Below are 25,726 nucleotides of genomic sequence, written 5' to 3'. Positions count from 1 at the left end.
TGACGATACCGAACCCTCGAAGCCAACGGCCGGAATGCCAGGATGGGCGGTATGACGACGATCGACGGTGAGGTCGAGTCCGGGTTCGAGGCCGTGCGCGAGGCATTCGCGGAGAATTTCGCTGAGCGCGGGGACATCGGTGCGGCGGTTTGCGTGTACCGGGACGGTCGGCCGGTGGTGGACCTGTGGGGCGGGACCGCGGATCCCGACACCGGTCGCCCATGGACACTGGACACGCTTCAACTGGTCTACTCGGCTACGAAGGGGGCGACTGCGGCGGCAGCACATCTGCTGGTGCAGCGCGGCTCACTGGACCTGGATGCTCCAGTGGCCGCGTACTGGCCCGAGTTCGCCACGAGGGGCAAGGCAGAGATTCCGGTCCGCCTGTTGCTGTCCCACCAGGCCGGTCTCGTCACGCTGGACCGGCCGGTACCGCTGGCCGAGGCGTTGACCTGGCATCCGATGACCGCCGCGCTGGCCGCTCAGCGCCCGGCGTGGACTCCGGGAACCGCCCATGGTTACCACGGCCGGACCTGGGGCTGGTTGGTCGGCGAGGTGATCCGCCGAGTGTCCGGCCGTACTCCGGGCCGTTTCTTCGACGACGAGATCGCTGGTCCGCTCGGGTTGGACTTCTTCATAGGACTGCCGGCGACTGAATGCGGCCGTGTCAGCCGCATGGTGTTCCGGAAACCCGACATCGACCTCACTGCCCTGCCTCCCGAGTCGATCCCCAAGGAACTCCGCGAGCAGGTCGCGTCCTGGCGCGACCCGGGCTCCCTCAGCAACAGGGCATACGCCGTCACCGACCCAGCCGAGATCGACTTCAACGCACCCGAGGTGCAGGCCGCAGAACTTCCTGCCTCCAATGGCATCGGCACCGCTCGTGCACTGGCGCGCATGTATGCCGCGCTGATCGGTGAGGTGGATGGCGTGCGCCTGTTCACGCAGGAAACCCTGGAATCGGCGACAACGGAGCAGGCGAGCGGGATGGACCGGGTGATGGTGATTCCAAGCCGATTCAGCGCCGGATACATGCTGTCCACCGAGGCCAACCCCATGACCGGCCCAAGTTCCTTCGGCCACACCGGTCGAGGCGGCTCACTCGGCTTCGCCGACCCCGAGCACCGGATCGCCTTCGGTTACGTCGTGAACCACATCATCGGGGGTTCCGGGGACGCGCGAGCACAGGCCCTGGTCGACGCGGTCCGGAAGTCACTGCCGTGACGTCGTAAAAAGGCGCTGAGGGAGCCTCTGCCGTGTGCCGCAGGAGGCAGAGGCCGTACGGCGATTTCCTGGCCGGGAAGCCGAACTTGCCGTAGGCGACACGTTGCCGTACGGCCGCCCGCTTCTTGGTCCGTGTCGTGCCTCCGCAAGCCGAGTCAAGGGCGCCTCCGTTCCGCTGCGCTCCACTCCGGCGTCGCCTGACGGCGATGGCCCTGCGGGCCACCCTGGACACGGCTCGCTCCGGCACAGGGAATAAGCGAACGGGCAGCCGGTGAAAGCCGGGCAAGCTGATGGATCGTCAGGTTCGCTGCATGAGGGCCGGAGTGAGGGGGCCGCCCGGGTGGGTTGGGCTGTCGCTCGGACCCAGGCGAGGGGAGCGCGGCGTCTGCGGAACGGGTGGCTTGGGGCGGGGGCAGTGTGAGGGTGGGTGCTTTTGGCAACTTGTATGGATATCGGGGGTTTCGGCCGCGAGGTGGCGGATTCGGCGCGTCGCTGGCGACTTTGGAGGATTTGCACATAATCTCCGTCACTGAAAGAAGTCGATCTATCACAGATCGCATCCATTTCTCGCCATGGAGATGACATGCACAAGCTTCACAAGGCTGCCGTCCTGGTCGCCGCCCTCGGGAGCGTCGGGCTTCTGGCCTCCGGGACCGCCTACGCCGGCGGCGAAGGGGGCGGGGGCAGCAGCGTCTTGCAGAGCTCCAACTGCAAGTCGCACGACCTCAACGTCGACGTGCTCGGCGAAGTCGGAATCCTCAACGGCGTGCTGGGCAACGCGCTGAACGGCGAGGGCGACCCGGGCGCGCAGAGCACCCACATCGGCTCGACCATGGGCTGCAGCAGCAGCGCCTTCTAAGAGGGCGGCTCGGGACCGCCTAACGGCGGAGAACGGCGGCCGGCCAGCCTTCCGGTGGGCCGGCCGGCTCGCCCGCCGACGGGGACGGGATGGGTGGTGACCTCGGGTGGCTTCAGATGACCTGGGGTGGCCTCAAGTGACCTCCGGTGATCTCACTCGTGCGCGGCATACCTGACGAAGACCGTATGCGCGCGAGGTTGCCACCCATCCCGGTGCACAGCGTGAAAGACAGAACCACCGGCCAAGCCCCCCGCGACGACGGCGAGTTCCGCGGGGGGCTTCCCTCTGGGCGGCTGCACCCTCGGGGCCGGGTCCGGCCGACCGAAGAGCACAGGTAGCCCGCGGGGAAGCACCGCGCAGCCCGCGGGGAGTTGGGGCAGGGCGGTACGGGGCGGTGCCTCGCGTGGGCTGACTGGCGCGGCGACAGGGGAGAGCGTCCCGGGTCGCGTTCGTGGGCCCGGGACGCCCTGTGGTGTCTGTCGCCGGCCCCGTCACGCAGGCCGTCAGCCGCTGATCTGCTTCCGGCCGCCGCCGTCGCCTCCGCTGATCTGGATGCGGCGTGGCTTGGCCTGTTCGGCCACCGGGATGCGCAGGGTCAGGACGCCGGCCTCGTACGACGCGTCGATGCGGTCCGTGTCGAGGGTGTCACCGAGGAACAGCTGGCGGGTGAAGGTGCCCGTGGGCCGCTCGGCGACGAGCATCTCCGCGTCCTCGGGGGCCGGGTTGCGGCGCTCGGCCCGGACGTTGAGGACATTGCGCTCGACGTCCAGCTCGATCGTCTCGGGGTCGATGCCGGGGAGGTCGAAGTGGACCAGGAAGTCGTCTCCGGCCCGGTAGGCGTCCATCGGCATCGCGGCCGGGCGCGTGGCCTCTCCGAGGAACTGCTGCGCCAGGCGATCCAATTCGCGGAAGGGGTCCGTACGCATGAGCATCACGGGTCACTCCTCTCTTCAGGGGCTGGGGTGCGATGCCCTACGGCTTCTTATATAACTCTCTGCCGGAAACTTGACAAGACCTGACTCAGGTTAGGGGAGTGCCATCGGCTGCGCGTTAGCCTCGGGCTCGGACAACAGCACATACCGTGAAAGAGGAGGCACTCGTGGCCAGGGTTCCCAGTGCAGTCGTCGCCGCCACCGGACTCGTCGGCGGGTACGGCGTCGCCCGCTGGACCAAGAAGCGGCAGCTCGGCGGGGCCGTACTGGCCGTCGCCGGGGTCGCCGCCGCCCAGCAGTGGCGCACGCGGGCCGGAGGGAAGGCCGCCGGTGCGCTGAGCGCCGCGTACGTCGCCGCGTTCGCCGGGTCCCACCCGCTCGCGAAGAAGGTCGGCGCCTGGCCGTCCGTCCTCGGTGTCGCCGGTGCCGTCGCCCTCGCCTCCTGGGCCGTCGCCGACCGCAAGGCCTAGACAGACACCGGTGTCCTCGCCGTGCCGGTGCTTCCCGCGCGGAGCGCCCTGAGCGCCCTGAGCGCCCTGGTGGAGGGCCGGAGGGCGGGGTTCGCATCCGGCACGGCTCGGCCCTCCAGGGAGCGGCGCTCCGCGGCGTACGGCCAGGACCGCATCGCCGACCCCGCCCGTGCCGGTGAGGTCGGCGAACAGCAGGGGCCTCTGATGCCGCCCGCCGCCGTGCCGAGGGCGTAGAAGAAGCGAAGTACGTCCCCTCCAGGCCGCAGACGCAGACCTCCCCCGAGCCGCAGGGGACGGCGGCGGACCGGCGCCCGTGCCCCGCGGTTTCAGGCGCCCAGCGTCCGCGTCACCGTATAGATCAGCAGCCCCGCCAGCGATCCCACCACTGTGCCGTTGATCCGGATGAACTGCAGGTCGCGGCCGATGTGCGCCTCGATCTTCCGGGTGGTGTGCTCCGCGTCCCAGCTCGCCACGGTGTCCGTGATCAGCGAGGTGATCTCCCTGCGGTACGTCGTCACCACGTGCACCGCCGCACCCTCGACCCAGCTGTCCACCTTCCCCTGCACCTTCGGCTCGGTCGCCATCCGCGCACCCAGCGACAGCAGCGCGCTCCGCACCCGCAACCGCAGCTCGCTCCGCTCGTCCTCGGCCGCCGCCACCACCATGGCCCGTACGGCCGTCCACGCGGACGCGATCAGGTCCTGCACCTCGCCCCGGCCCAGCACCTCCCCCTTGAGCCGCTCCACCCGAGCCCGGGTGTCCGTGTCGGACTGCAGCTCGGCGGCGAAGTCGGTCAGGAAACGGTCCAGCGCGCCCCGCGCCGGATGGGACGGCATGTCCCGCATCTCGGCGCAGAACCGCAGCAGCTCCTTGTAGACCCGCTCACCGACCTTGCGGTCCACGAACCGCGGCGTCCAGCCCGGCGCGCCGCCCTCCACGGCCACCATCACGTCGTCCCGGTGCAGCACCAGCCAGTCGTGCGCCCGGGCCACCACCAGGTCCACCGCCCGCCGGTGCCCGCCGTCGGCGACGATCCCCTCCAGCATCTTGCCGAGACCCGGCGCGACCTCCTTGGTGTTGGCCCGCCGCGTGATCGCCTCGCTCACCACCGCCTGCACATCCCTGTCCCGCAGCACCGTCAGCGCCCCGCGCAGCGCCGTCGCCAGCTCCGCCGTCACCCGGTCCGCGTGCTCCGGCTCGGCCAGCCACGCCCCGAGCCGACTGCCGATGCCGACCGCGCGCAGCCGCTGCCGTACGACGTCCTCGGACAGGAAGTTCTCGCCGACGAACTCCCCCAGCGAAACGCCCAGCTGGTCCTTCTTGGTGGGGATGATCGCGGTGTGCGGGATCGGCAGCCCCAGCGGGTGCCGGAACAGCGCGGTCACGGCGAACCAGTCGGCCAGCGCGCCCACCATGCCGGCCTCCGCGGCCGCCGCGACATAGCCGGCCCACGGCCCGGCGCCCTCGTGCGAGGCCAGCTTGGCCAGGACGTACACCAGCGCCACGACCAGCAGCATGCTCGTCGCCGTGAGCTTCATGCGCCGCACCCCACGCCGGCGCTCCTCGTCGGCCGGGGTGAAGGCCGTCATGGTCTTGTACGACACGACCCGCGCCGGCGCCGCTTCCGTCTCGGTCGGTTCCATCAGCTCCACCCGTTCAGCGCACCCGTACGGTGATCCCGATCGGTGATCCCGCACACAATTGTCCCTTCCTGACCGACTCCCGGAACGGAACAAGAGTTCCCGGCGTCTGTCCGAGGGGAGGTTTGGGCAGGGCCCTGTCAGGTCTCCCCGGCGCATGACGCATCATGGGCTGATCAAGATCGGAGCCTCGGGCTCCCCTCCCCGAGGGGAACAACACAAGCGTGACCAGACGTCGTGGTTATGCGGTGATCGGTGCGCTGCTCGCACTCGTCCTGGCCGTGTCCGCCGCCATCTACTTCACCGTGGCGGCCGACGACGGCACCCCGCGCGGCGCCCTCACCGACGACCGCCCCCACCACGTCGCCCCCGCCTCCACCGGCACCTGGGTCGGCGCCTGGTCCGCCTCCCCGGTGGGCGGCGAGCCCGGCACCGAGACCGCCGGACTCGCGGGCCGCTCCGTACGCAACGTCGTCCACACCAGCACCGGCGGCACCAGCGCCCGGATCACGCTCTCCAACCTCTACGGCCACGAGCCGCTGACCATCACCCACGCCTCCATCGCGCTCTCCGCCGGCGACGGCACCGCCGCGGCCGACCCGGGCTCCATGCGCCGCCTCACCTTCAACGGCGCCACCACCGTGGTCGTACCCGCCGGCGAACAGATCGTCAGCGACGCCGTACGCCTCGCCGTCCCGCACGACAGCGACGTCCTGGTCACCACCTACTCCCCCACCCCGTCCGGCCCGGTCACCTACCACCCGCACGCCCGGCAGATCTCCTACGTCGCCGCCGGCGACGCCACCGAGGACGCCACCGGCACCCCGTACACCCAACAGACTCCACACTGGCGCTACTTGACCGCCCTGGACGTCCTCAGCAACGAGGCCGACGGCACTGTCGTCGTCTTCGGCGACTCCATCACCGACGGCGTCTCCTCCACCACCGGCGCCAACCACCGCTGGCCCGACCTCCTCGCCGGACGCCTGCGCACCGCGATCGAGACCGGGCACCAGACGCCCCGCTACAGCGTCGTCAACGAGGGCATCAGCGGCAACCAGGTCCTCACCGACGGACTCGGCCGACCCGCCGAGAACGAAAGCGGCCTCGGCCGCTTCGCCCGCGACGCGCTCTCCCACCCGAACGTCAAGGTCGTCGTCATCGACCTCGGCGTCAACGACATCCTCCGCAACCCGCAACTCGCCGACCCCGACAAGATCATCGCCGGCCTGCGCACCCTCGTCGGCGACGCCCACGCCCGCGGCCTGAAGGTCATCGGCGCCACCCTGATGCCCTTCCAGGGCCACCGCGGCTGGACGGCGACCCGCGAGACGGTACGACAGCAGGTCAACGCGGAGATCCGGTCCGGCCGGGTCTACGACGCCGTGGTCGACTTCGACAAGGCCCTCCGCGACCCCTACGACCCCCGCCGCCTCCGCCCCGACTACGACTGCGGCGACCATCTCCACCCCAGCGACCTGGGCTACGCCAGGATGGCCAAGATCTTCGACCTGAGCACGCTCAACGGCGCGGGGCAGGCGGAACTGTAGGGCTGCAGATACGGCAGGACTGCAGATACGGCAGGACTACAGGTACGGCAGGACTGCAGGTACGGCGGCCCGGGAACGACGAGGAATACTGACGGGCATGACCCGCTTGATCCTCGCCACCCGCAACGCCGGAAAGATCACCGAGCTGAGGGCCATCCTCGCCGAGGCCGGCCTCCCCCACGAGCTGGTCGGCGCCGACGCCTACCCGGACCTCCCCGACGTCAAGGAAACGGGCGTCACCTTCGCCGAGAACGCCCTGCTCAAGGCCCACGCCCTCGCCCAGGCCACCGGCCTGCCCGCGATCGCCGACGACTCCGGCCTCTGCGTCGACGTCCTGGGCGGCGCCCCCGGCATCTTCTCCGCCCGCTGGGCAGGCCACCACGGCTACGACAAGGCCAACCTCGACCTCCTCCTGGCCCAGCTCGCCGACATCGCGGACGAACACCGGGGCGCCCACTTCGCCTGCGCGGCGGCGCTCGCCCTGCCGGACGGGCGCGAGCGGGTGGTCGAGGGCCGGCTGCGGGGTGTCCTGCGGCACGCGCCCGCCGGCACGAACGGCTTCGGCTACGACCCGATCCTCCAGCCGGAGGGCGAGACCCGGACCTGCGCCGAGCTGAGCCCGGAGGAGAAGAACGCGATCAGCCACCGGGGGAAGGCGTTCCGGGCGTTGGTGCCGGTGGTGCGGGAGTTGTTGGGCTGAGATTGCGGAGAGGCCCCGCACCTTTGAATCTAAGGTGCGGGGCCGTTTGTGCCTGTGCGCCCGGTCGGATTCGAACCGACAAACACGACCACCTAAAGATCGCCGCTCGGCCGTTGGCGTACGGGCGCGTAAGCCGGGCCCTACTTTACTGTGCTACGTCGTTCGGCGTCCGCCCCCTCTGCACCAGGTGCTCGTGGTCGCGTGGCAGTTGGGGCACAACAGCCGGAGATTCTCACGCCGGTCGTCGCTCCAGTCGCCGTTGATGTGGTCGATCTCCAGCGTCATCCGCTGCCCGAACCACTCCGGCCCGACGCCGCACTCGGCGCACTCCTCCGGAATGCCCACCTCACGGAGCGCACGGCGCAGCAGGTGGGTACGCGTCCGGCGTCGGCCGTCGTGCTTGACCAGGATGTCCTCGGGGCGCCTGATGCGGTCCGTGCGGGTCTTGCCTCGTTGGTGCGCCTGCCCCAGGAAGTGCGCGGTCGAGATGCCCTCTTCGGCGACCCACTCACGCAACAGGGCCCGTTGCGTGCCGGTGTCCGGGCACCCAAGGCGGCGCAGCGTCTCTGCGATGGAGATCGACTCGGCGACCGCTATGCGCAACTCCTCGGGTGCCGGGTGGCGGGGGCTGCCGGAATCGGAGAAGTGCGAGATGTCGATCCTGAAGTGGGCGAATCGCCGCACGAGGTAGCGACGCAGGTTGCCGTACGGGCTGGTGCCGAAGAAGGCGATGACCTCGTCCAAGCTCGCACACTGCTTGGCCGCTTCAGCCAACCGCTCACGCGTGTACTGCACGCCGCTGCTCATAGGGCGGCTCCGCCGCGAGAACGGCCCTTGCCGCGCCCTCGGTAATTGTCCGTGGTGGAGTGGCAGTTGGGGCAGAGGAAGCGGAGGTTCTCGATGCGGTTGTCACGCCAGTTGCCGTCGATGTGATCGACCTCCAGCGGGAGCGGACGGCCCCGCCACTCCGGCTCAGTACCGCAGCGAGCACAGCGCTCCGGAACGCCTACGGCCGTCATCGCCCACTTGAGCCTGTCGCTCGGAATGCGCCGGGCCTGGCCGACCGATTGCTCGACGAGCAGAGCCTCCGGCGTTCGGGCCCGCCAGGGTTTTCCTCGCCGCGTCGGCAGCTGGAAGTGCGAGGTGTCGATTCCGCACGCCTTGATCCTGCGGCTGATGTGCGTGTGGTGGCCGCCGACGACCTCCAGGCCGAGATGGCGCAACACCTGGCCCATGTTCGAGGAGGCGGCCACGGCCCGCTCAAGCACATCCCGCGTCCACTTCACCCCCTCCCGCTCGAAGTGCGAGACATCCACCCCCAGCTTCTTCATCCGCTCCCAGACATACCGCCGCCGCGAACTCCTCGGATCCACCCCCAACCTCTCCAACGCCTCCGACAACGTCCGCGCCCCGCGAGCCGCCTCTTCCAGCCGCTCCTTCGAGTACTCGCTGGCCCCCATCGAGCCCCCTCCGTTCCGGGCGTGCGTTCGCAGCCCGTACGGAGTAACGAACCGGTTATCGGACAGTCACGCACGGAAAAGAGAAAGCGGCCCGCACCAGGTCATCACTCCGGTGCGGGCCGCCATCAGCAGGCTCAGGCGCTCAGATCCCCAGATCCTTGATGATCTTTGCCACGTGGCCCGTGGCGCGGACGTTGTACAGGGCTCGTTCCACCTTGCCCTCCTCGTCCACGATGATCGTGGAGCGGATGACGCCCATGTAGGTCTTGCCGTAGTTCTTCTTCTCGCCGTAGGCGCCGTAGGCCTCGGTGACCGTCTTCTCCGGGTCGGCGAGGAGGGTGACCTTGAGGGACTCCTTTTCGCGGAACTTCGCCAGCTTCTCCGGGGCGTCGGGGCTGATGCCGAGGACGTCGTAGCCGGCCTCGGCCAGGAGGGAGAGGTTGTCGGTGAAGTCGCAGGCCTGCTTGGTGCAGCCGGGGGTCAGGGCGGCCGGGTAGAAGTAGACGATGACCTTGCGGCCCCTGTGGGAGGACAGGGAGACCTCGTTGCCGTCGGCGTCGGGGAGGGTGAAGGCGGGGGCCACGTCCCCCGGCTGGAGTCGCTCGCTCATCGGGCCAGGGTAACCGGGGGGCCTTGCGGTGCGCCGGGAGGAGAAGCTGACAGACTGTTCGGAACAGATTCAGCAGACATCGGCAGACTTCGGAGGCCGTACGGTGGCGGAGACGGCGGACACCAGGACCCCGGCGCAGATCGAGGCGGACATCAAGCGTCGCCGCGAGGTGCTGGCCGAGACGCTCGACGAGATCGGGGTGCGGGTGCATCCGCAGACGATCATCGGGGATGCCAAGGCCAAGGTCGTCGCCAACATTGATCACACGGTCGGGCGTGCTTATGTGCAGGTCAACCGGGTGGTGAGTGAGGTGCGGGCGCAGTTCGTGGACGAGGAGGGCTCGCTGCGGGTGGAGCGGGTCGTGCCCGTGGCGCTGCTCGCCGTGGGTGTGGTGGGGCTGCTCGCCTTCAGTGGTAAGCGGCGCAAGGGCTGACCCGGGAGCGGACCGGCGTGGCGAAGACAGGTAGGTTCGAGGCGTGAGCGCCAACAGAAACCAGCACAGCACCCCCCATCACGACAAGCTGCCCATCCGGATGCTGCACGACCGGGTTCTGGTCAAGCAGGAGACCGGTGAGGGCGAGCGGCGGTCGGGGGGCGGCATTCTGATTCCCGCCACCGCGGCGGTCGGGCGGCGGCTGGCCTGGGCCGAGGTGGTCGCGGTCGGGCAGAACGTACGGACCGTGGAGCCGGGTGACCGGGTTCTGTTCGATCCGGAGGACCGGGCCGAGGTCGAGGTGCGGGGTGTGGCCTACGTGCTGATGCGCGAGCGGGATCTGCACGCCGTGGCCGCGGACCGGTTCGAGGGGTCGGAGGACTCGACGGGTCTGTATCTCTGAGTCCGTTCGGGATCTCTGAGTCCGTTCCGGTGAAGGGGCTGGTGACCGTGGTCACCGGCCCCTTTGTCGTTCCTTTGCTATGTTCGGAGGGGCCAGCCCGACGAGACGCGCCGTACCGGGATTCCCGACCCTCAGGCAAAGACGACGCACCCCCGTTCAGAGATTCCTTCCGGAGGTGCCTGTCATGGCCTGGGTTCTGCTTGTCGTCGCCGGTCTGCTGGAGGTGGGCTGGTCGATCGGGATGAAGTACAGCGACGGGTTCAGTCGGCTGGTGCCCAGTGTGTTCACCGGTGCCGGGATCGTCGCCAGCATGGTGCTGTTGTCGTACGCGGCGAAGTCCCTGCCCATCGGTACCGCGTACGGCGTGTGGGTGGGCATCGGGGCGGCCGGTGCGGCGGTGCTCGGCATGGTGGTGCTGGGTGAGCCGGTCACCGCCGCCCGGATCCTCTTCGTGTGTCTGCTGCTGGTCGCCGTGGTGGGGCTGAAGGCGACCGGCGGTCACTGACGCGTCATGGCGTCAGGCTGCTGGGTCGCCGCCTCCGGCGCCGGCGGCTGTGCCTGTCGTGCCGCCGGCGCCGGCATCGGTTCCGCCGCCCGTGGTCGTGCCGCCGCCGTTGGCTCCTGCGTCGGTCGTGCCGCCGCCCGTGGTGCCGCCGCCGCCCGTCGTGCCGCCGCCGGTGGTGCCGCCGCCGGTGGTGCCGCCGCCGGTGGTGGTGCCGGTCGTGGTGGTGCCGGTGCCGCCGGTGGTGGTCGGGCCGCCGGTGGTGGGTGTGCCGGTGGTGCCGCCGGTGGTCGGGCTGGGAGTCCCGCCGCCGGTGCTCGGGGTGCCGGTGGTGCCGCCGTTGTTCTGGCCGCCGGTCGTGCCGGGCTGGGACGGGCCGGTGGTGCTGGGCGGCTGCGGCTGGTCGGCGCCCTGCTCCAGCTGGAGGTCGAAGTCGGAGGCCGGCTTGTCCTTCAGCGCCGCCCCCGTGTACTGGGCCCAGATCTGGGTCGGCGCGCCGCCGCCGTTGATACGCGCCTGGCCAAGGGCGCCGTACAGGGGCATGTGCTTGGCCGTCACCGGGTCCTGGCCCATGACCGAGACCACGGTGGCCAGGTCGGGGGTGTAGCCGGCGAACCAGGCGGCGGTGTCGTTCTCGGCGGTGCCGGTCTTGCCGGCCGCCGGGCGGCCCGCGGCCTGGGCGGCGATGGCGGTGCCGTTGTCGACCACGCTCTTCAGCATGGACGTGGTGGTGTCGGCGGCCTCCCGGCTGACGACCTGCTTGACCGGCTGGTCGGGCAGCTTGACGTCCTCGGTGCCGTCCTTGGTGATCTTCTCGATCATCGTGTACGTGCCGTGCTGACCGTGGTTGGCGAGCGTCGCGTAGGACTCCGCCATGTCCAGGACGCTGGCGGTGGCGGTGCCGAGGGCGATCGACGGGTACGGCTGGAGGTCCGGGGTGTTGGAGGGGACGCCGAGGTCGATCGCGGTCTGCTTGACCTTGGACGGGCCGACGTCGACGGCCATCTGCGCGTAGACCGCGTTCACGGACAGGTCCGTGGCCTTGGTGACGGTGATCGGGCCGTACGACTTCTGGTCCTCGTTCTGCGGGGCGTAGGGGCCGCCGCTCCAGCCCTGTACGGGGCGTTCGTTGGTGCCGTCGTACATGGTGTTCGGGGTGATGGTGCGGCCGTCCTGGGTGGTCGAGCCGTTCTGCACCGCGGAGGTGAACACGAAGGGCTTGAAGGTGGAGCCGACCTGGAAGTCACCGCGGGTGGCGCCGTTGGTGTACTGCTTGACGTAGTCGATGCCGCCGTACATGGCGACGACCTTGCCGGTCTTGGGGTCGACGGAGGCGCCGCCCGCGCGGACGTAGCTGTCGACCTTGTTGTTCTTCTTGTCCAGCTTGGAGATCAGCTGGTCGTTCACCGCCTTGACGAAGGCGTTCTGCTTGCTCTTCTGGATGGTGGTGGTGATGCGGTAGCCGCCCAGTGCGAGCTGGTCGTCGGTGAGGATGTTGTTGGTGGTCAGGTAGTGCTTGACCGCCTCGACGAGGTAGCCGCGCTGGCCGGACATGCCGGTGGAGACGGTCTGTTCCTTCGGCATCGGGAACGTCATGCCGGCGCGCTTGGCCGCGCTGAGCCAGCCCTTCTTGACCATGCCGTCCAGGACGTAGTTCCAGCGGGCGACGGCCGCGGCCTTGTTCTCGGGGTGGGCGACGACGTCGTACTCGCTGGGCGCGTTGACGAGCGCGGCGAGGTAGGCGGCGCGGGCCGGGTCGAGGTTCTGGGCGTCCACGCCGTAGTAGGCCTGGGCGGCGGACTGGATGCCGTAGGCGTTGCGGCCGAAGTAGCTGGTGTTGAGGTAGCCCTCGAGGATCTCGTCCTTGGACTTGTTGCGGTCCAGCTTGATCGAGATGAAGAACTCCTTGGCCTTGCGGGTGAGCGTCTGCTCCTGGCCCAGGTAGTAGTTCTTCACGTACTGCTGGGTGATCGTCGAGCCGGACTGCTTGCCCTTGCCGGTCGCAGTGTTCCAGGCGGCACGGACCATCGCCTTGGGGTCGATGGCCGACTCGGAGTAGAAGTCGCGGTCCTCGGCGGCCAGTACGGCGTGCTGGGCGTCCTTGGAGACCTGGGCGAGGCTGACGTTCTCCCGGTTGATCTGGCCGTCGCGGGCCAGCTGGGAGCCGTCGGCGTAGAGGTAGACGTTGGCCTGCTTGGTGGCGAGGGCGTTGGCCGGCGGGATGTTGACCATCGAGTAGCCGAGGAAGAAGAGGCCGACGAGCAGCAGGATGCCGAGGACGAAGGTGCCGAGCACCATGCGCCAGGTCGGGATGATCCGCCGCCATCCGGTCCGCTTGGGCCGCTTCGGCTGCTTGCCGTTGCCTCCGTTGCCTCCGTTGCCTGCCGCGGGGGTGGCGGCGAGGAGGTTGGTCTTCTCCTCGGGAGAGGGCGTGGTGGTGCCGGTGCCTGCGTTGAGGCGGGGGCCGGTGCCGGTGCCGCGGGTGGTGGCTCCGGCCGCGGCGGCGGCGCCGGCGGACAGGCCGGCGGCGCGGGGGGCGGTGTCGGGGCCGGTCGTACGAGGGCTGCGCCCGGCGGCGTCCGGTTCGGCCGCTCGGGGTGCGTTGACCCGTCGGAGAACCTGGGTGGTCTCGGGCGCCGGAGCTTCAGCGGAGCCCTGAGCGGCCTTGTCGGACCGGTCCTGCTGGCCTGCCCGGGGGGCCGTGACACGCCGGAGCACCTGGGTGCTCTCGGCGGACTGCGTCTGCTCGGAGTCGGCCCGTGCGGCCGGGACCTGCGGCTTCCCGGCGTCGGTACGGGGCCGACCGGAGCCCTGGGACCCGGTCGAGGCACCGGAGGCCTGGGTGGGCATGGACGCTCCCGCCGAGCCCTCGCGAGTCTCCGACGCTCCCCGGCCCTCCGAGCTCCCACCGGAGCCCGAAGCCCCGCCGGGCGCTGAGGCGGCACCGGCTGCCGCACCGCTCTCCCGAGCAGCCGGCCCGTTGCCGGACGCCGACGCACCGCGGCCCGCCGAACCCTCGCGGGTCACCGGCGTTCCCTGGTCCGCCGAACTGCGACCGGAACCCGAGGCGTCACCGGACGACGAGCGCCCGCGATCCGTCGGCGCTTCACCGGCAGCCTCACCAGGTGCCCCGCCGGAGGCCGATGCACCGCGAGCCGCCGCACCCCCGCCGGAGCCCTGAGCCCCGCCGGGCGTCGAGAGCCCGGCCGAGGGTGTGTCGCCGCTGGACTCGGGCGTGCCCTGCTGGTCCGTCCGGCCGCCTCGGGCCGCCTGGCGGGCCCGGGCCATGGAGGCCGTACGGTCCACGGCCGAGCGGTCCGCCGGAGTCGACGTGGCGGCCGGAGCCGAGTGGTCCTGGGACGCCGCAGGATCACCCGTCCGGCCGAGCCCGGCCTCCCGCGCCTGCTGGCCCTGTCCGGCCCGCTCAGCCTGCCGGGCCCGCTCGGCCTGCCCGGACTGCTCATCCCGGCCGGACCGCGTGGCCTCCGCCGTACCGCCGGTACTCCCGGTACCCGCCGTAGCCGCCGTACCCCCCGCACCCGGCGCCTCGTCGGGCTGCGTCGATGCGTCGGACCCCTCGGGCGGGGTCGGCTTGTCGGTTGTGCTGGCCTGGGCGGGGGCCGGTTCGGCGGGGTCGCCGGGCCCTTCAGCCGGCAGCGGCCTTCTCGGCGGCACGCCTTCGGTCGGCTGCTGCGGCTGCGGCTCGTCGCTCATGTCGTGCACGGACTCCTGTTTCGCGTCGTACGTTCCGGTACGCCTCGTACGCTCTTCTGCGCCCCCGGTTTGAAGACTCTCGCACCTGGCGTTCCGTTCCCGGATTCCAGCACGCTTCGGGCACGAAATTGCGTGGCCGGTCGCCGGGCCCGGGACTAGGCTCCTGCGCTTCGGTGTCGAGCGGTCCCGGGAGGTGGACTGGCGTGGGCTCGGGACGGTTGTACGTGGCCGTCGCGGCGGGGGGATTCAGACGGTACGCGACGTATCGGGCCGCCACTGCGGCAGGGGTGTTCACGAACACGGTCTTCGGACTGATCCTCGTCTATACCTATCGCGCGCTGTGGGACGAGCGGCCGCACCTCGGCGGATGGGATCAGGCGCAGGTCGTGACGTATGTGTGGCTGGGGCAGGCGTTCCTGTCGACGCTCGCGATCGGCGGCGGGGGCGTCGAGAACGAGTTGATGGAACGCATCCGTACGGGGGACGTGGCGATCGATCTGTACCGGCCCGCCGACCTGCAGATGTGGTGGCTGGCGACGGACCTGGGCCGGGCGTTCTTCCAGCTGGCCGGGCGGGGGCTCGTCCCCTTCGTGTTCGGTGCTCTGTGCTTCCCCGTGTACTTACCGACGGACGTGGGCACCTGGGTCGCCTTCTTCGTCGCCGTGCTGCTGGCGATGATCGTCGGGTTCGGCATCCGGTACCTGGTGGCGCTGAGCACGTTCTGGTTCCTGGACGGTACGGGTGTGACCCAGATGTCATGGCTCGTCGGCTTCTTCTGCTCGGGCATGCTGCTGCCGCTGAACATCTTCCCGGGGGCGCTCGGCGAGGTCGTACGGGTGCTGCCGTGGTCCTCGCTGCTCCAGGCGCCGGCGCAGATCCTGCTGGGGCACGCGGACCCGCTGGGCACGTATGTGTTCCAGGGGGCGTGGGCGGTGGTGCTGCTGGGTGCGGGGCGGGTGGTGCAGTCGGCGGCGACGCGGCGGGTGGTGGTCCAGGGTGGGTGAGAGCGGTCGGCTCAGGGAGGGCCTGCGGGTCTATCTGATGATCGCCGGGATGTGGATCAGGTCCACGATGGCCTACCGCGCCTCGTTCGTGATGACCACGTTCGGCAACTTCGCGGCGACCTTCTTCGACTTCGTCGCGATCATGCTGATGTTCTCGCGGGTGGATGCCCTGGGCGGCTGGTCGCTGCCCGAGGTGGCCTTCCTGTACGGCCTGTCGGGGACGGCCTTCGGCCTGGCCGACCTGGTGATCGGCTCGATGGAGCGGCTGGGGCGGCGGGTGCGCGACGGCACGCTGGACACGCTGCTGGTGCGTCCGGCGCCGGTGCTGGCGCAGGTGGCGGCCGACCAGTTCGCCCTGCGCAGGCTGGGCCGGGTGACGCAGGGGCTGCTGGTGCTCACCTGGGCGCTGCTCCGGCTCGACGTCGGCTGGACGCCGCTGAAGCTGCTGCTGATGCCGGTGATGCTGGTGAGCGGCTGCGGGATCTTCTGCGCGGTGTTCGTGGCGGGGGCGGCCTTCCAGTTCCTGGCGCAGGACGCCTCGGAGGTGCAGAACGCCTTCACCTACGGCGGGACGACGCTGCTGCAGTATCCGCCGACGGTGTTCGCGAAGGAGCTGGTGCGCGGGGTGACGTTCGTGCTGCCGCTGGCCTTCGTCAACTGGCTGCCCGCGACCTATGTGCTGGGGCGGCCGTATCCGCTGGGGCTGCCCGAGTGGCTGGCGTTCGCACCGCCGCTGGTGGCGGTGGGGTGCTGTGCGCTGGCGGGGCTGGCCTGGCGGGCAGGACTTCGTTCGTACCGGAGCACGGGGAGCTAGCGTGAGTGATTTCATCGTCCTCGACGGGGTCGAGAAGGTCTTCGAGGTGCGCAGGAAGACCGGGTTCCTGAAGCGGGAGCGGCGCGAGGTGCGGGCGGTGGACTCGATCTCGTTCACCGTGGCGCGGGGGGAGATGGTCGGGTACATCGGGCCGAACGGCGCCGGGAAGTCGACCACGATCAAGATGCTGACGGGGATCCTGACGCCGAGTGCGGGGCGGCTGCGCGTGGCGGGGATCGACCCGTCCCGGGAGCGGCGGCGCCTCGCGCACCGGATCGGGGTGGTGTTCGGGCAGCGTACGACCCTGTGGTGGGACCTGCCGCTGATCGACTCCTACCGGCTGGCGCACCGCATGTACCGGATCCCGGACGCGCGTTATCGGGAGAACCTGGACCGGTGCGTGGAACTCCTAGAGCTTCAGGCCCTGTTGGACGTGCCGGTACGGCAGCTCTCGCTGGGGCAGCGGATGCGCGGGGACATCGCGGCGGCCCTGTTGCACGACCCCGAGGTGCTGTACCTGGACGAGCCGACGATCGGTCTGGATGTCGTGTCGAAGGCCAAGGTGCGGGGCTTCCTGCGGGAGTTGAACGCCGAGCGGGGCACGACCGTGCTGCTGACCACGCACGATCTGCAGGACATCGAGCAGTTGTGCTCGCGGGTGATGGTGATCGACCACGGCCGGCTGGTGTACGACGGCCCGCTCGCGGGGCTGCACGAGGCCGGGGAGAGCGAGCGGACGCTGGTGGTGGACCTGGAGCGGGAACTGCCGCCGGTTCAGGTGCCGTCGGCGCGCGTGGTGCGGGTGGAGGGTCCGCGGCAGTGGCTGGCGTTCCCGGCGGGGCAGTCGGCGGCGCCGCTCGTGGCGCATCTCGCGGCGGAGTATCCGCTGGTGGACCTGTCGGTGCGGGAGCCGGACATCGAGGCCGTCATCGCCAAGATGTACGCGGAGAAGGCGGTCTCGTAGGCTTCTGTCATGACCGACGACGCAAGTCCCGACCTCCGGGCGTCCGACGCCGACCGTGAACGGGTCGCCGAGGTCCTGCGGGACGCCCTGGCCGAGGGCCGGCTCGACATGCAGGAGTTCGAGGAGCGGCTGGAGGCGGCGTACAAGGCGCGTACGTACGGCGAGCTCGCGCCGCTCACCCGCGATCTGCCGACGGCCCACGCACCGGCGCCCACTCCGGTCTCGTTCACCAAGGAACCGGCGCGGGGCGGGAGTTGGGAGGGGCGGATCGTGGGGGGCGAGGGGTCCTCGGCGGGTGCGGTCGCCATCATGTCCGGCTTCCAGCGCAAGGGCCGCTGGACGGTGCCGAAGCAGTTCAACTGCCTCGCGTTCTGGGGCGGCGGCGAGATCGACCTGCGGGAGGCGGACTTCGCGGACCGCGAGGTCGAGATCAACTGCGTGGCGATCATGGGCGGTGTGCAGGTGATCGTGCCGCCGGGGGTCGAGGTCGTCGTCCGTGGCATCGGCATCATGGGCGGCTTCGACCATCCGCGGGACGACGGGCCGCCGGAACCGGGCGCTCCGCGGGTGATCATCGGGGGTCTTGCGTTCTGGGGCGGGGTGGACGTGACCCGCAAGATCACCCGGGCCGAGCAGCAGCGGCTGAAGGAGCAACGCCGCCAGGAGAGGCTGGAGCGCAGGGAGTCCCGGAAAAGGCTGGACTGAGGCGCCCTTTCCCCGCGGCCCTACTTCGAGCACACCTTGGTCAGTTCGCCGGCCGCATCCGTGACCGGGCCGAGGTCCGGGGTCCTGTCGCCGTTCCTGATGGCCGTACGGACGTTCCCCACGGCCTTGCGCAGGTCGTCGACCGCCTTGTTGACGTCGGCGTTGTCGGTCTTGTCGCCGATCTTGTCGAGGTTCTTCTCGATGGAGTCCAGGGAGGCGTCGGCCTGGGTGGGATCGTTCGCGGCGTTCTCCACGGCCTGCTGCAGGTCGGTGACGCTGTCGGCGATGGAGTCGGCGGTCTGCACGCAGTCCAGGGCCTTGTTCACGGCGTCGCAGCCGGCGGTGAGTCCGGCGGTGAGCGCGACGGTCGCCACGGCGGCGGCGACGGCGGTGAGACGGCGTCGGCTGACGGCCATGGTGGTGGTTCCTCCCCTGGTAAGGCTGTGCCGTACCCCTAGGACGCCGAGGAGGGCGCGCGGGTTGCCCGCGCGCCCTCCTTGTGTTGGTCCGCCCTTTACTCGGCTTTTTGCTCGGCTGTTTACTTCGCGAGCGTGGCTTCCAGGGCCGCGCGCTGGTGGGCGGTGAGCTCGGCGCACCCGGTGACGGCGAGGTCGAGCAGGGCGTTCAGTTCGTCGCGGGCGAAGGGCTCGGCCTCGGCGGTGCCCTGGACCTCGACGAAGCGGCCGTCGCCGGTGCAGACGACGTTCATGTCGGTCTCGGCGCGCACGTCCTCCTCGTAACAGAGGTCGAGCAGGGGCACTCCGCCGACGATGCCGACCGAGACGGCGCTCACGGTGCCGGTCAGCGGCTGCCGGCCGGCCTTGATCAGCTTCTTGCCCTGGGCCCAGGAGACGGCGTCGGCGAGTGCGACGTACGCGCCGGTGATGGCCGCCGTGCGGGTGCCGCCGTCGGCCTGGAGGACGTCGCAGTCGAGGACGATGGTGTTCTCGCCGAGCGCCTTGTAGTCGATGACGGCGCGCAGCGAGCGGCCGATGAGCCGGGAGATCTCGTGGGTACGGCCGCCGATCTTGCCCTTGACGGACTCGCGGTCGCCGCGGGTGTTGGTGGCGCGGGGCAGCATGGCGTACTCGGCGGTGACCCAGCCCTCGCCGCTGCCCTTGCGCCAGCGCGGGACGCCCTCGGTCACGGATGCGGTGCAGAACACCTTGGTGTCGCCGAAGGAGACGAGGACGGAGCCCTCGGCGTGCTTGCTCCAGCCGCGTTCGATGGTGACCGGGCGGAGCTGTTGGGGGGTACGGCCGTCGATGCGAGACATGGCAAGGAGCCTAGCCGTACCTGGCGAAGGGGCTCCTCCCGCAGGTGTTCCTGTGCGGGAGGAGCCCCTTTCGAGGTGAGCCGGCGGGGCTCACATCATGTCTTCGATCTCCGCGGCGATCGGGTCGGCGTCGGTGCCGATGACGACCTGGACGGCGGTGCCCATCTTGACGACGCCGTGGGCGCCGGCGGCCTTCAGGGCGGTCTCGTCGACCAGGGAGGGGTCGGACACCTCGGTGCGCAGCCGGGTGATGCAGCCCTCGATCTCCTCGATGTTGTCGATACCGCCGAGGCCGGCGACGATCTTCTCAGCCTTGCTGGCCATGTCCTGTCTCCCTGAATTCCCTGATCCGAACCGCTTTGTCGCAGTAACCCACAGTTGGCCCAACTTCGCGAGCGGTCTTGCCGTGTGTGCCGAATGATGGCGGTCACGAGTCACGACAGCGGAACCGTCCCGCGAACTGGTCTACACCACACCCGGTACGGTCGCCAAACCGCGTCCGAGTCGAGTGGCCGGGAGGACGCCATGAGCGCCGAGAGCGCGCCCGCCGACAGCACGGCCGGCCCGGCACGGGAGCGCTGGAACCGCCTGTTCCAGGGCCTGCAGAAGATGGGGCGCAGTCTGCAGCTGCCGATCGCGGTGCTGCCGGCGGCGGGCATCATCAACCGGCTCGGCCAGCCCGACGTGTTCGGCAAGGACGGGCTGGGCTGGACGAACGTCTCCAAGGTCATGGCGGGCGCGGGCGGCGCCCTGCTCGACGGCTCGATCGGGCTTCCGCTGCTGTTCTGCGTGGGCGTGGCGATCGGCATGGCGAAGAAGGCGGACGGCTCGACGGCGCTGGCGGCGGTGACGGGCTTCCTCGTCTACTACGGGGTGCTGCACCAGTTCCCGCAGTCCTGCCCCGGCGGCTCCAAGGCGGTCCCCCAGGTCGGCTGCCAGGTGACCGTCGGCGCGGGCACGGGTTCGGTGACGCCCTTCACCTTCCAGAACCCGGGCGTCTTCGGCGGGATCGTGCTGGGTCTGCTGGCCGCCTTCCTCTGGGCCCGGTTCCACCGCACCCGGCTGGTGGACTGGCTGGGCTTCTTCAACGGCCGGCGGCTGGTGCCGATCATCATGGCGTTCGTCGCCATTGTCTTCGCGGCCCTGTGCCTGTGGATCTGGCCGCCGATCGGCAGCGGTCTGGAGGGGTTCAGCAAGTGGCTGCGGGACGCGGGCTCCTGGGGCGCGGGCGTCTTCGGCGTCGCCAACCGGGCGCTGCTCGTCGTCGGGCTGCACCAGTTCCTGAACGTGCCCATCTGGTTCCAGTTCGGCAGCTACACCAAGCCGGACGGCACGGTGGTGCACGGCGACATCAACATGTTCCTCCAGGGCGACCCGCACGCGGGCCAGTTCACCTCGGGCTTCTTCCCGATCATGATGTTCGCGCTGCCGGCCGCCGCGCTGGCCATCACGCACTGCGCGCGGCCCGGCCGCCGCAAGGAGGTCGGCGGTCTGATGCTGTCGGTGGCGCTGACGTCGTTCGTGACCGGCATCACCGAGCCGATCGAGTACTCGTTCATGTTCATCGCGCCGCTGCTGTACGCCGTCCACGCGCTGCTGACCGGCGTGTCGATGGCGGTGACCTGGGCGCTCGGGGTGCACGACGGGTTCAGCTTCTCGGCCGGCCTGATCGACTACGTCATCAACTGGCACCTGGCGACGAAACCCTGGCTGATCATCCCGATCGGCCTGTGCTTCGCGGCGGTCTACTACGCCGTGTTCCGGCTCGCGATCACCAGGTTCGACCTGAGGACGCCGGGCCGTGAGCCCGAGGACGAGGTCGAGGACATCACGAAGGCCTGAGAGTCCAAGGCCTGGGGGTCTACAGCGCGTAGCACAGCCGTAGCGGATTCGCGGGTTCCTTACGCCGCCTTCATCGTGCTACAACAGGTCTACACCACTCGGTGGTGTAGACCAGAGACGCTGCCGTCCCTCCCCCATGATTCCACGGGCGGCGCCTTGCATGCCCCCAGGAGGAACTTGTGACCACGGCGACCGCCGCTCCCGCGGCCGAGAAGAAGAAGGGCGCCGGCGTGATGGCTGTGCTGCAGCGCATCGGCCGCAGCCTGATGCTGCCGGTGGCGGTGCTGCCGGCCGCCGCCCTCCTGGTGCGCCTCGGCAACACCGACATGCTGGGCCGCCCGTCCTTCCCGACGTTCCTGACGAAGATCGCGTCGTTCATGGCGGCCGGCGGCAACGCGATCCTCGACAACATGGCGCTGCTGTTCGCCGTGGGCATCGCGATCGGCTTCGCGAAGAAGTCGGACGGCTCCACCGCGCTCGCCGCGGTCGTCGGCTACCTCGTCTTCAAGAACGTGCTGGGCACGTTCACCGACAAGAACCTGCCGAAGGTGGCGACCGCCGTCGACGGCAAGGTCGTCATGGTCAACGCCCCGGTGGACGCCAAGGTCCTCGGCGGTGTGGTGATGGGCATCGTCGTGGCGCTGCTGTACCAGCGCTTCTACCGCACCAAGCTGCCCGACTGGGCGGGCTTCTTCGGCGGCCGCCGCCTGGTGCCGATCCTGTCCGCCTTCGCCGGTCTCGTCATCGGCATCGTCTTCGGCTACATCTGGCCGGTCCTCGGCACGGGCCTGCACAACTTCGGTGAGTGGCTGGTCAAGTCGGGTGCGGTCGGCGCGGGCATCTTCGGTGTCGCCAACCGTGCGCTGATCCCGATCGGCATGCACCACCTGCTGAACTCCTTCCCCTGGTTCCAGGCGGGCGACTACCACGGCAAGAGCGGTGACATCGCGCGCTTCCTGGCCGGTGACCCGCACGCGGGCCAGTTCATGACCGGCTTCTTCCCGATCATGATGTTCGGTCTGCCGGCGGCGTGCCTGGCCATGGTGCACTGCGCCCGTCCGGAGCGCCGCAAGGTGGTCGGCGGCATGATGTTCTCCATCGCGCTGACCTCGTTCGTCACAGGCGTGACCGAGCCCATCGAGTTCACGTTCATGTTCATCGCGCCGGTGCTGTACGCGATCCACGCGGTGCTCACGGGCATCTCGCTGGCGCTGACCTGGGCGCTGGGCATGAAGGACGGCTTCGGCTTCTCGGCCGGAGCGGTCGACTTCGGCCTGAACCTGGGCATCGCGACCAACCCCTGGGGCCTGGTCCTGGTCGGCCTGTGCTTCGCGGCGGTCTACTACACCGTCTTCCGCTTCGCGATCATCAGGTTCAACCTGCCCACACCGGGCCGGGAGTCGGACGAGGAACTCGCCGAGCTGCAGAAGGCCGAGGCGAAGTAGCCCTTCCCCGCACACGTCGAAGGCCCCGGAACCCATGGGTTCCGGGGCCTTCGCGCGGTCCGCGGCGGCTGTCCGCGGCAGCTAGACCTCGTACGTCGCCCTCGGCGCCGCCAGTTCCACCGGGCCCCCGAACACCTCGCGCGCGTCACGCAGGTTGGCCTGCGGGTCGGTCCACGGCGGAATGTGGGTGAGCAGCAGGCGCCGGGCGCCGGCCCGGGCGGCGGTCTCGCCCGCCTCACGGCCGTTGAGGTGCAGGTCGGGGATGGTCTCCTTGCCGTGCGTGAACGCGGCCTCGCACAGGAACAGGTCGGTGTCCCGGGCCAGCTGGTCCAGCGCCTCGGTGACCCCCGTGTCGCCGGAGTACGTCAGCGACCGCCCGCCGTGCTCGACACGGATGGCGTACGCCTCCACGGGATGGCGGACCCGCTCGGTGTGCACCGTGAACGGGCCGATCTCGAACGTGGACGGCTTCACGGTGTGGAAGTCGAACACCTCACTCATGGAGGAGGCGGAGGGCGTGTCGGCGTAGGCCGTGGTCAGGCGGTGCTCGGTGCCCTCGGGGCCGTACACCGGGATCGGGTCGCAGCGGCCTCCGTCGTGGCGGTAGTAGCGCGCGACGAAGTACCCGAGCATGTCGATGCAGTGATCGGCGTGCAGATGGCTCAGGAAGATCGCGTCGAGGTCGTAGAGACCGCAGTGGCGCTGCAGCTCGCCCAGGGCGCCGTTGCCCATGTCGAGAAGCAGCCGGAAGTCGTCGGCCTCGACGAGGTAGCTCGAGCAGGCCGATTCCGCGGACGGGAACGACCCCGAGCAGCCGACGACGGTGAGCTTCATGAAGCAGAAACCTCCGTTGGCGGAAAGATCGAACGGCAGGATCGAAGGGCGGGGAACGGGGGTCGTGCGGTGCGTCGAGCGTAAGGCGCAAAAGCACGGGTCGCTCCTCCGCCAGGGGCCGTTGTGGGCGAACTCACCTGTGCTGTCACCGGTTCGGCTGGACCGGGGGCGCAGAAGGTTCCGCAGAGGGCGCGCGCTCATCGGCGCGCGCCGGTAACGTCGTCGTATGGACACGTCCTGGTGGCTGGCACTCGCGGCGGTGATACTGCTCGCGCTGGTCGCCACGCTCATCGACGGCTGGGGGCGCGGCCGGCGGTACGCCGGGCGGCGCCTGAGGCCCCTCGGCCGCGCGGGAACGGGCCCGGCGAGGGCCGCCCGGCCGGCCCCCGGGGACATCTGGTGGGCGGACGTCCCTTACGAGGACCGGACCGAGGCCAAGGACCGGCCGTGTCTGGTGCTGGCCGTGCGCGGGAACCGGGCCACGGTCGCCAAGATCACCAGCAAGTACCACGACGAGCGCGCGGGTGTGATCCCGCTGCCGCCGGGCGCGGTCGGCGACGCCCGGGGCCGGCCGAGCTTCCTGGAGACGGACGAGCTGCGCGAGGTGCCTGTCGGCGACTTCCGGCGACGGGTCGGTGTGGTGGATCCCGTTTTGTGGGATCAGGTGCGGCACCTCGCCGGCTGATCACTTCACGTTGACCGTCACCGTCCACTCCTGGATGCCCTTGCACGACATCTGACCCGGTGCCGTCGGCTGGGCGCACAGGGGCCGGGAGGACGTCAGTTTCTCGGTGCCGGTGCTGACCGCCTGGTACGCCGCCGTCGCCTGGCCCGGCTGGATGACGAAACCGGCGTTGATGCCCTTCAGTGCGGTGCCTTGGGCCGTGACCGGCTTCCAGGGGCGGGACTTGGTGCCGTCCAGGGCCAGGCGGACCTCGCCGCCCTTGGCCACGCACACGGTACGGCCGCTGTCGGAGACCTTGAGCTGGACGAGGGGGGCGCAGCCGGTGCCGGTCGGGGACGCGGACGGTGACACCTTGCTGTCACCGCCTGCGCCGGCCTTGCCGCTCTGGGAGCCGCAGCCGGCGAGGAGCAGCGCTGCCGCCGCGAGGGCGCAGAGGGTCGTACGGCGCATGGGGTTCGCCTTTCTGCCGTGCGTGGCCGTGAGGGAGTCGGCCGCCTGGTGCAGATGAGACGTGCCGGCTGCCAAAAAGGATCCCGCACACGGAAGGAAATATTCCGTATGCGGGATCCGGTGTTCACGGGCGGCGGGTCAGCTGGTCGTCAGGGCGGTGTCGTCCACGACGAAGCTGGTCTGCTGGGAGGAGTCCTCCACGCCGTTGAACTTCAGGGTGACCGTCTGGCCCGCCAGCGAGGACAGGTCGAAGGTCTTCTGCGCGTAGCCGGAGGCGGCGTCGACGTTCGAGTACGTCGCCAGGGTGGTCGAACCGGCGGTCACCGTCAGCTTGTCGTACGCGGTGCTGCCGGTCTCGGCGGTGTCGATGTGCAGGTAGAAGGTGAGCGTGGCCTTGCAGCCGGCCGGGATCGTCACCGACTGGGACACGGTGTCGGTGTGCGAGGAGCCGTAGCCGTCCAGCCAGGCGTAGTAGGAGCCGCCGTGGGCCGCCTCACCAGAGTCGTTGGTGATGACCCCGCTCGACGCGCTCCAGCCGGTGTTGCCCGACTCGAAGCCCGGGTTGGCCAGCAGCTGGGAGCCGGAGCAGGTGCCGCCGGAGGAGCCGACGGTCCAGGTGAAGGAGGTCGAGCCGGAGGCGCCGGTTGCGTCCTTCGCGGTGACCGTGACCTGGTAGGTGCCCGCGGTGGACGCCGTACCGGAGATCAGTCCGGTGGAGCTGTTGATGGACAGGCCGGTGGGCAGGCCGGAGGCGCTGTAGGTCAGGGCCGCGCCCGCGCTGTCACTGGCCTGGATCTGCAGGCTGGCCGAGCCGCCGGTGGTGGTGGACTGGCTGCCGGGGTTGGTGACGGTCACCGTGTTGCCGGTGCTGGCGCCGGAGGTGAACGCGGCGGTGCCGTTCGGGGTGCCCCAGCCGGTCGGGCCGTCGTAGCCGGTGCCCGCGGTGCAGAAGTAGGACGGGGAGCAGGAGCCGTTGTGGCCGCTGGTGACGTCGTACAGGTTGCCGGTGTGCTGGTACGGGTACTTCGCCGGGTAGTCGGTCGAGCCCGGGGTGCCCGCGAGGGCGTACACGCTCGCGATGATCGGCGAGGAGGCGCTGGTGCCGCCGACGACGCCCCAGCCGGAGCCGCCGTAGGTGTCGTAGACCGCCACGCCGGTGGCCGGGTCGGCAACGGCGGAGACGTCGGCCTCCATGCGCTTGGAGCAGCCG

General features: G+C 70.2%; 28 protein-coding genes and 1 tRNA gene. 16 read left to right on the top strand and 13 right to left on the bottom strand.

The genetic code is table 11. The features are described from left to right. The first annotated feature begins 51 nt into the window (after window positions 1–51). Together ACWC2T_RS16760 and ACWC2T_RS16755 are read left to right on the top strand one after the other, a co-directional pair. Window positions 52–1,224: a serine hydrolase domain-containing protein gene (locus tag ACWC2T_RS16760; protein ID WP_450671088.1), complete on the top strand. Its 1,173-nt coding sequence runs from the start codon at window positions 52–54 to the stop codon at window positions 1,222–1,224. A gap of 583 nt (window positions 1,225–1,807) precedes the next feature. Next, window positions 1,808–2,083, top strand: coding sequence for a hypothetical protein (locus ACWC2T_RS16755; protein WP_450671087.1), 276 nt, complete (start codon window positions 1,808–1,810; stop codon window positions 2,081–2,083). A gap of 503 nt (window positions 2,084–2,586) precedes the next feature. Here ACWC2T_RS16755 and ACWC2T_RS16750 read toward each other — a convergent pair. Continuing rightward, the gene (locus ACWC2T_RS16750) at window positions 2,587–3,015 is read right to left on the bottom strand and encodes an Hsp20/alpha crystallin family protein (RefSeq protein ID WP_450671086.1); all 429 of its coding nucleotides are present in this window, start codon (window positions 3,013–3,015) and stop codon (window positions 2,587–2,589) included. 167 nt (window positions 3,016–3,182) lie between these two features. Between ACWC2T_RS16750 and ACWC2T_RS16745 the strand changes: the two genes are divergently transcribed. Both ACWC2T_RS16745 and ACWC2T_RS16740 read left to right on the top strand, forming a co-directional pair. Next, a complete protein-coding gene (locus ACWC2T_RS16745; RefSeq protein ID WP_450671085.1) occupies window positions 3,183–3,485 on the top strand; it encodes a hypothetical protein in 303 nt (100 codons plus the stop codon). Between the two features lie 21 nt (window positions 3,486–3,506). Next, the gene (locus ACWC2T_RS16740; protein WP_450671084.1) at window positions 3,507–3,719 is read left to right on the top strand and encodes a hypothetical protein; all 213 of its coding nucleotides are present in this window, start codon (window positions 3,507–3,509) and stop codon (window positions 3,717–3,719) included. Between the two features lie 92 nt (window positions 3,720–3,811). Here ACWC2T_RS16740 and ACWC2T_RS16735 read toward each other — a convergent pair whose 3' ends face one another. Next, a complete protein-coding gene (locus tag ACWC2T_RS16735; RefSeq protein WP_450671083.1) occupies window positions 3,812–5,128 on the bottom strand; it encodes a DUF445 domain-containing protein in 1,317 nt (438 codons plus the stop codon). A gap of 221 nt (window positions 5,129–5,349) precedes the next feature. On the opposite strand from ACWC2T_RS16735, the gene ACWC2T_RS16730 reads away from it, so the two are divergent. Together ACWC2T_RS16730 and rdgB are read left to right on the top strand one after the other, a co-directional pair. Further along, window positions 5,350–6,675 (top strand): SGNH/GDSL hydrolase family protein, encoded by a 1,326-nt coding sequence (locus ACWC2T_RS16730; protein ID WP_450671082.1) that lies wholly within the window; start codon window positions 5,350–5,352, stop codon window positions 6,673–6,675. 97 nt (window positions 6,676–6,772) lie between these two features. Beyond that, entirely contained in the window at window positions 6,773–7,375 is a 603-nt protein-coding gene (gene rdgB / locus ACWC2T_RS16725; RefSeq protein WP_450671081.1) for an RdgB/HAM1 family non-canonical purine NTP pyrophosphatase, read from the top strand. A gap of 55 nt (window positions 7,376–7,430) precedes the next feature. Here the strand turns inward: rdgB and ACWC2T_RS16720 are convergent. The 4 genes from ACWC2T_RS16720 to bcp all read right to left on the bottom strand — a co-directional run bounded on the left by ACWC2T_RS16720 (window position 7,431) and on the right by bcp (window position 9,445). Next, window positions 7,431–7,503, bottom strand: a tRNA-Leu gene (locus ACWC2T_RS16720). 25 nt (window positions 7,504–7,528) lie between these two features. Then, window positions 7,529–8,182, bottom strand: a complete 654-nt coding sequence (locus tag ACWC2T_RS16715; RefSeq protein ID WP_450671080.1) for an HNH endonuclease — start codon at window positions 8,180–8,182, stop codon at window positions 7,529–7,531. Then, entirely contained in the window at window positions 8,179–8,835 is a 657-nt protein-coding gene (locus ACWC2T_RS16710; protein ID WP_450671079.1) for an HNH endonuclease signature motif containing protein, read from the bottom strand. The genes ACWC2T_RS16715 and ACWC2T_RS16710 overlap by 4 nt, the downstream gene beginning before the upstream one ends. Before the next feature lie 142 nt (window positions 8,836–8,977). Then, the gene (gene bcp, locus ACWC2T_RS16705; RefSeq protein ID WP_450671078.1) at window positions 8,978–9,445 is read right to left on the bottom strand and encodes a thioredoxin-dependent thiol peroxidase; all 468 of its coding nucleotides are present in this window, start codon (window positions 9,443–9,445) and stop codon (window positions 8,978–8,980) included. 103 nt (window positions 9,446–9,548) lie between these two features. On the opposite strand from bcp, the gene ACWC2T_RS16700 reads away from it, so the two are divergent. From ACWC2T_RS16700 to sugE, 3 genes are all read left to right on the top strand, one after another. Next, entirely contained in the window at window positions 9,549–9,878 is a 330-nt protein-coding gene (locus ACWC2T_RS16700) for a DUF3618 domain-containing protein (RefSeq protein WP_388758776.1), read from the top strand. 43 nt (window positions 9,879–9,921) lie between these two features. Continuing rightward, window positions 9,922–10,281, top strand: a complete 360-nt coding sequence (locus ACWC2T_RS16695) for a GroES family chaperonin (RefSeq protein ID WP_031159553.1) — start codon at window positions 9,922–9,924, stop codon at window positions 10,279–10,281. A gap of 184 nt (window positions 10,282–10,465) precedes the next feature. Beyond that, on the top strand, window positions 10,466–10,786 hold the full coding sequence (sugE, locus tag ACWC2T_RS16690) for a quaternary ammonium compound efflux SMR transporter SugE (RefSeq protein WP_450671077.1): 321 nt from the start codon (window positions 10,466–10,468) through the stop codon (window positions 10,784–10,786). A 12-nt stretch (window positions 10,787–10,798) separates the two neighbouring features. Here sugE and ACWC2T_RS16685 read toward each other — a convergent pair whose 3' ends face one another. Further along, a complete protein-coding gene (locus ACWC2T_RS16685) occupies window positions 10,799–13,501 on the bottom strand; it encodes a transglycosylase domain-containing protein (protein WP_450671223.1) in 2,703 nt (900 codons plus the stop codon). A 1,199-nt stretch (window positions 13,502–14,700) separates the two neighbouring features. Here ACWC2T_RS16685 and ACWC2T_RS16680 point away from each other — a divergent pair. The 4 genes from ACWC2T_RS16680 to ACWC2T_RS16665 are packed head-to-tail and all read left to right on the top strand — an operon-like array spanning window position 14,701 to window position 17,984. Next, a complete protein-coding gene (locus tag ACWC2T_RS16680) occupies window positions 14,701–15,501 on the top strand; it encodes an ABC transporter permease (protein WP_450671076.1) in 801 nt (266 codons plus the stop codon). 37 nt (window positions 15,502–15,538) lie between these two features. Further along, window positions 15,539–16,315, top strand: coding sequence for an ABC transporter permease (locus ACWC2T_RS16675; RefSeq protein ID WP_450671222.1), 777 nt, complete (start codon window positions 15,539–15,541; stop codon window positions 16,313–16,315). Window position 16,316: 1 nt separating this feature from the next. Then, window positions 16,317–17,279 carry an ABC transporter ATP-binding protein gene (locus ACWC2T_RS16670; RefSeq protein WP_450671075.1) on the top strand — a complete coding sequence of 321 codons (963 nt, stop codon included), beginning with the start codon at window positions 16,317–16,319 and terminating at the stop codon, window positions 17,277–17,279. A gap of 9 nt (window positions 17,280–17,288) precedes the next feature. After that, complete coding sequence (locus ACWC2T_RS16665; protein ID WP_450671074.1) at window positions 17,289–17,984, top strand: DUF1707 SHOCT-like domain-containing protein; 696 nt, start codon at window positions 17,289–17,291, stop codon at window positions 17,982–17,984. A gap of 20 nt (window positions 17,985–18,004) precedes the next feature. Here the strand turns inward: ACWC2T_RS16665 and ACWC2T_RS16660 are convergent, their stop codons facing one another. The 3 genes from ACWC2T_RS16660 to ACWC2T_RS16650 all read right to left on the bottom strand — a co-directional run bounded on the left by ACWC2T_RS16660 (window position 18,005) and on the right by ACWC2T_RS16650 (window position 19,584). Beyond that, window positions 18,005–18,400: a hypothetical protein gene (locus ACWC2T_RS16660; protein WP_450671073.1), complete on the bottom strand. Its 396-nt coding sequence runs from the start codon at window positions 18,398–18,400 to the stop codon at window positions 18,005–18,007. 122 nt (window positions 18,401–18,522) lie between these two features. Continuing rightward, the gene (gene rph / locus ACWC2T_RS16655; protein ID WP_055707353.1) at window positions 18,523–19,260 is read right to left on the bottom strand and encodes a ribonuclease PH; all 738 of its coding nucleotides are present in this window, start codon (window positions 19,258–19,260) and stop codon (window positions 18,523–18,525) included. A 90-nt stretch (window positions 19,261–19,350) separates the two neighbouring features. Continuing rightward, window positions 19,351–19,584, bottom strand: a complete 234-nt coding sequence (locus ACWC2T_RS16650; protein ID WP_385843640.1) for a glucose PTS transporter subunit EIIB — start codon at window positions 19,582–19,584, stop codon at window positions 19,351–19,353. Between the two features lie 201 nt (window positions 19,585–19,785). Between ACWC2T_RS16650 and ACWC2T_RS16645 the strand changes: the two genes are divergently transcribed. Continuing rightward, window positions 19,786–21,102, top strand: coding sequence for a PTS transporter subunit EIIC (locus ACWC2T_RS16645; protein WP_450671072.1), 1,317 nt, complete (start codon window positions 19,786–19,788; stop codon window positions 21,100–21,102). Between the two features lie 179 nt (window positions 21,103–21,281). Beyond that, entirely contained in the window at window positions 21,282–22,547 is a 1,266-nt protein-coding gene (locus ACWC2T_RS16640) for a PTS transporter subunit EIIC (RefSeq protein WP_450671071.1), read from the top strand. An 81-nt stretch (window positions 22,548–22,628) separates the two neighbouring features. Here the strand turns inward: ACWC2T_RS16640 and ACWC2T_RS16635 are convergent, their stop codons facing one another. After that, window positions 22,629–23,381, bottom strand: coding sequence for an MBL fold metallo-hydrolase (locus ACWC2T_RS16635; RefSeq protein WP_450671070.1), 753 nt, complete (start codon window positions 23,379–23,381; stop codon window positions 22,629–22,631). A gap of 226 nt (window positions 23,382–23,607) precedes the next feature. Between ACWC2T_RS16635 and ACWC2T_RS16630 the strand changes: the two genes are divergently transcribed. Beyond that, window positions 23,608–24,066, top strand: a complete 459-nt coding sequence (locus ACWC2T_RS16630; protein WP_450671069.1) for a type II toxin-antitoxin system PemK/MazF family toxin — start codon at window positions 23,608–23,610, stop codon at window positions 24,064–24,066. Here ACWC2T_RS16630 and ACWC2T_RS16625 read toward each other — a convergent pair whose 3' ends face one another. Both ACWC2T_RS16625 and ACWC2T_RS16620 read right to left on the bottom strand, forming a co-directional pair. Continuing rightward, window positions 24,067–24,516 (bottom strand): hypothetical protein, encoded by a 450-nt coding sequence (locus tag ACWC2T_RS16625; protein ID WP_450671068.1) that lies wholly within the window; start codon window positions 24,514–24,516, stop codon window positions 24,067–24,069. 138 nt (window positions 24,517–24,654) lie between these two features. Next, window positions 24,655–25,726 (bottom strand): putative Ig domain-containing protein (locus ACWC2T_RS16620; protein WP_450671067.1); only part of this gene is annotated, 1,072 nt, incomplete at its 5' end.

Source organism: Streptomyces sp. NPDC001393, from assembly GCF_053597455.1.
This window is presented reverse-complemented; position numbering and strand designations above follow the sequence as displayed.

Coding starts and splice junctions, on each gene's coding strand:
- ACWC2T_RS16755 (WP_450671087.1), top strand. CDS start 1,808: ATGCACAAGCTTCACAAGGCTGCCGTCCTGGTCGCCGCCCTCGGGAGC.
- sugE (WP_450671077.1), top strand. CDS start 10,466: ATGGCCTGGGTTCTGCTTGTCGTCGCCGGTCTGCTGGAGGTGGGCTGG.
- ACWC2T_RS16735 (WP_450671083.1), bottom strand. CDS start 5,128: ATGGAACCGACCGAGACGGAAGCGGCGCCGGCGCGGGTCGTGTCGTAC.
- bcp (WP_450671078.1), bottom strand. CDS start 9,445: ATGAGCGAGCGACTCCAGCCGGGGGACGTGGCCCCCGCCTTCACCCTC.
- ACWC2T_RS16675 (WP_450671222.1), top strand. CDS start 15,539: ATGATCGCCGGGATGTGGATCAGGTCCACGATGGCCTACCGCGCCTCG.
- ACWC2T_RS16625 (WP_450671068.1), bottom strand. CDS start 24,516: ATGCGCCGTACGACCCTCTGCGCCCTCGCGGCGGCAGCGCTGCTCCTC.
- ACWC2T_RS16645 (WP_450671072.1), top strand. CDS start 19,786: ATGAGCGCCGAGAGCGCGCCCGCCGACAGCACGGCCGGCCCGGCACGG.
- ACWC2T_RS16760 (WP_450671088.1), top strand. CDS start 52: ATGACGACGATCGACGGTGAGGTCGAGTCCGGGTTCGAGGCCGTGCGC.
- ACWC2T_RS16660 (WP_450671073.1), bottom strand. CDS start 18,400: ATGGCCGTCAGCCGACGCCGTCTCACCGCCGTCGCCGCCGCCGTGGCG.
- ACWC2T_RS16715 (WP_450671080.1), bottom strand. CDS start 8,182: ATGAGCAGCGGCGTGCAGTACACGCGTGAGCGGTTGGCTGAAGCGGCC.
- ACWC2T_RS16710 (WP_450671079.1), bottom strand. CDS start 8,835: ATGGGGGCCAGCGAGTACTCGAAGGAGCGGCTGGAAGAGGCGGCTCGC.
- rdgB (WP_450671081.1), top strand. CDS start 6,773: ATGACCCGCTTGATCCTCGCCACCCGCAACGCCGGAAAGATCACCGAG.
- ACWC2T_RS16665 (WP_450671074.1), top strand. CDS start 17,289: ATGACCGACGACGCAAGTCCCGACCTCCGGGCGTCCGACGCCGACCGT.
- ACWC2T_RS16635 (WP_450671070.1), bottom strand. CDS start 23,381: ATGAAGCTCACCGTCGTCGGCTGCTCGGGGTCGTTCCCGTCCGCGGAA.
- rph (WP_055707353.1), bottom strand. CDS start 19,260: ATGTCTCGCATCGACGGCCGTACCCCCCAACAGCTCCGCCCGGTCACC.
- ACWC2T_RS16630 (WP_450671069.1), top strand. CDS start 23,608: ATGGACACGTCCTGGTGGCTGGCACTCGCGGCGGTGATACTGCTCGCG.
- ACWC2T_RS16650 (WP_385843640.1), bottom strand. CDS start 19,584: ATGGCCAGCAAGGCTGAGAAGATCGTCGCCGGCCTCGGCGGTATCGAC.
- ACWC2T_RS16750 (WP_450671086.1), bottom strand. CDS start 3,015: ATGCTCATGCGTACGGACCCCTTCCGCGAATTGGATCGCCTGGCGCAG.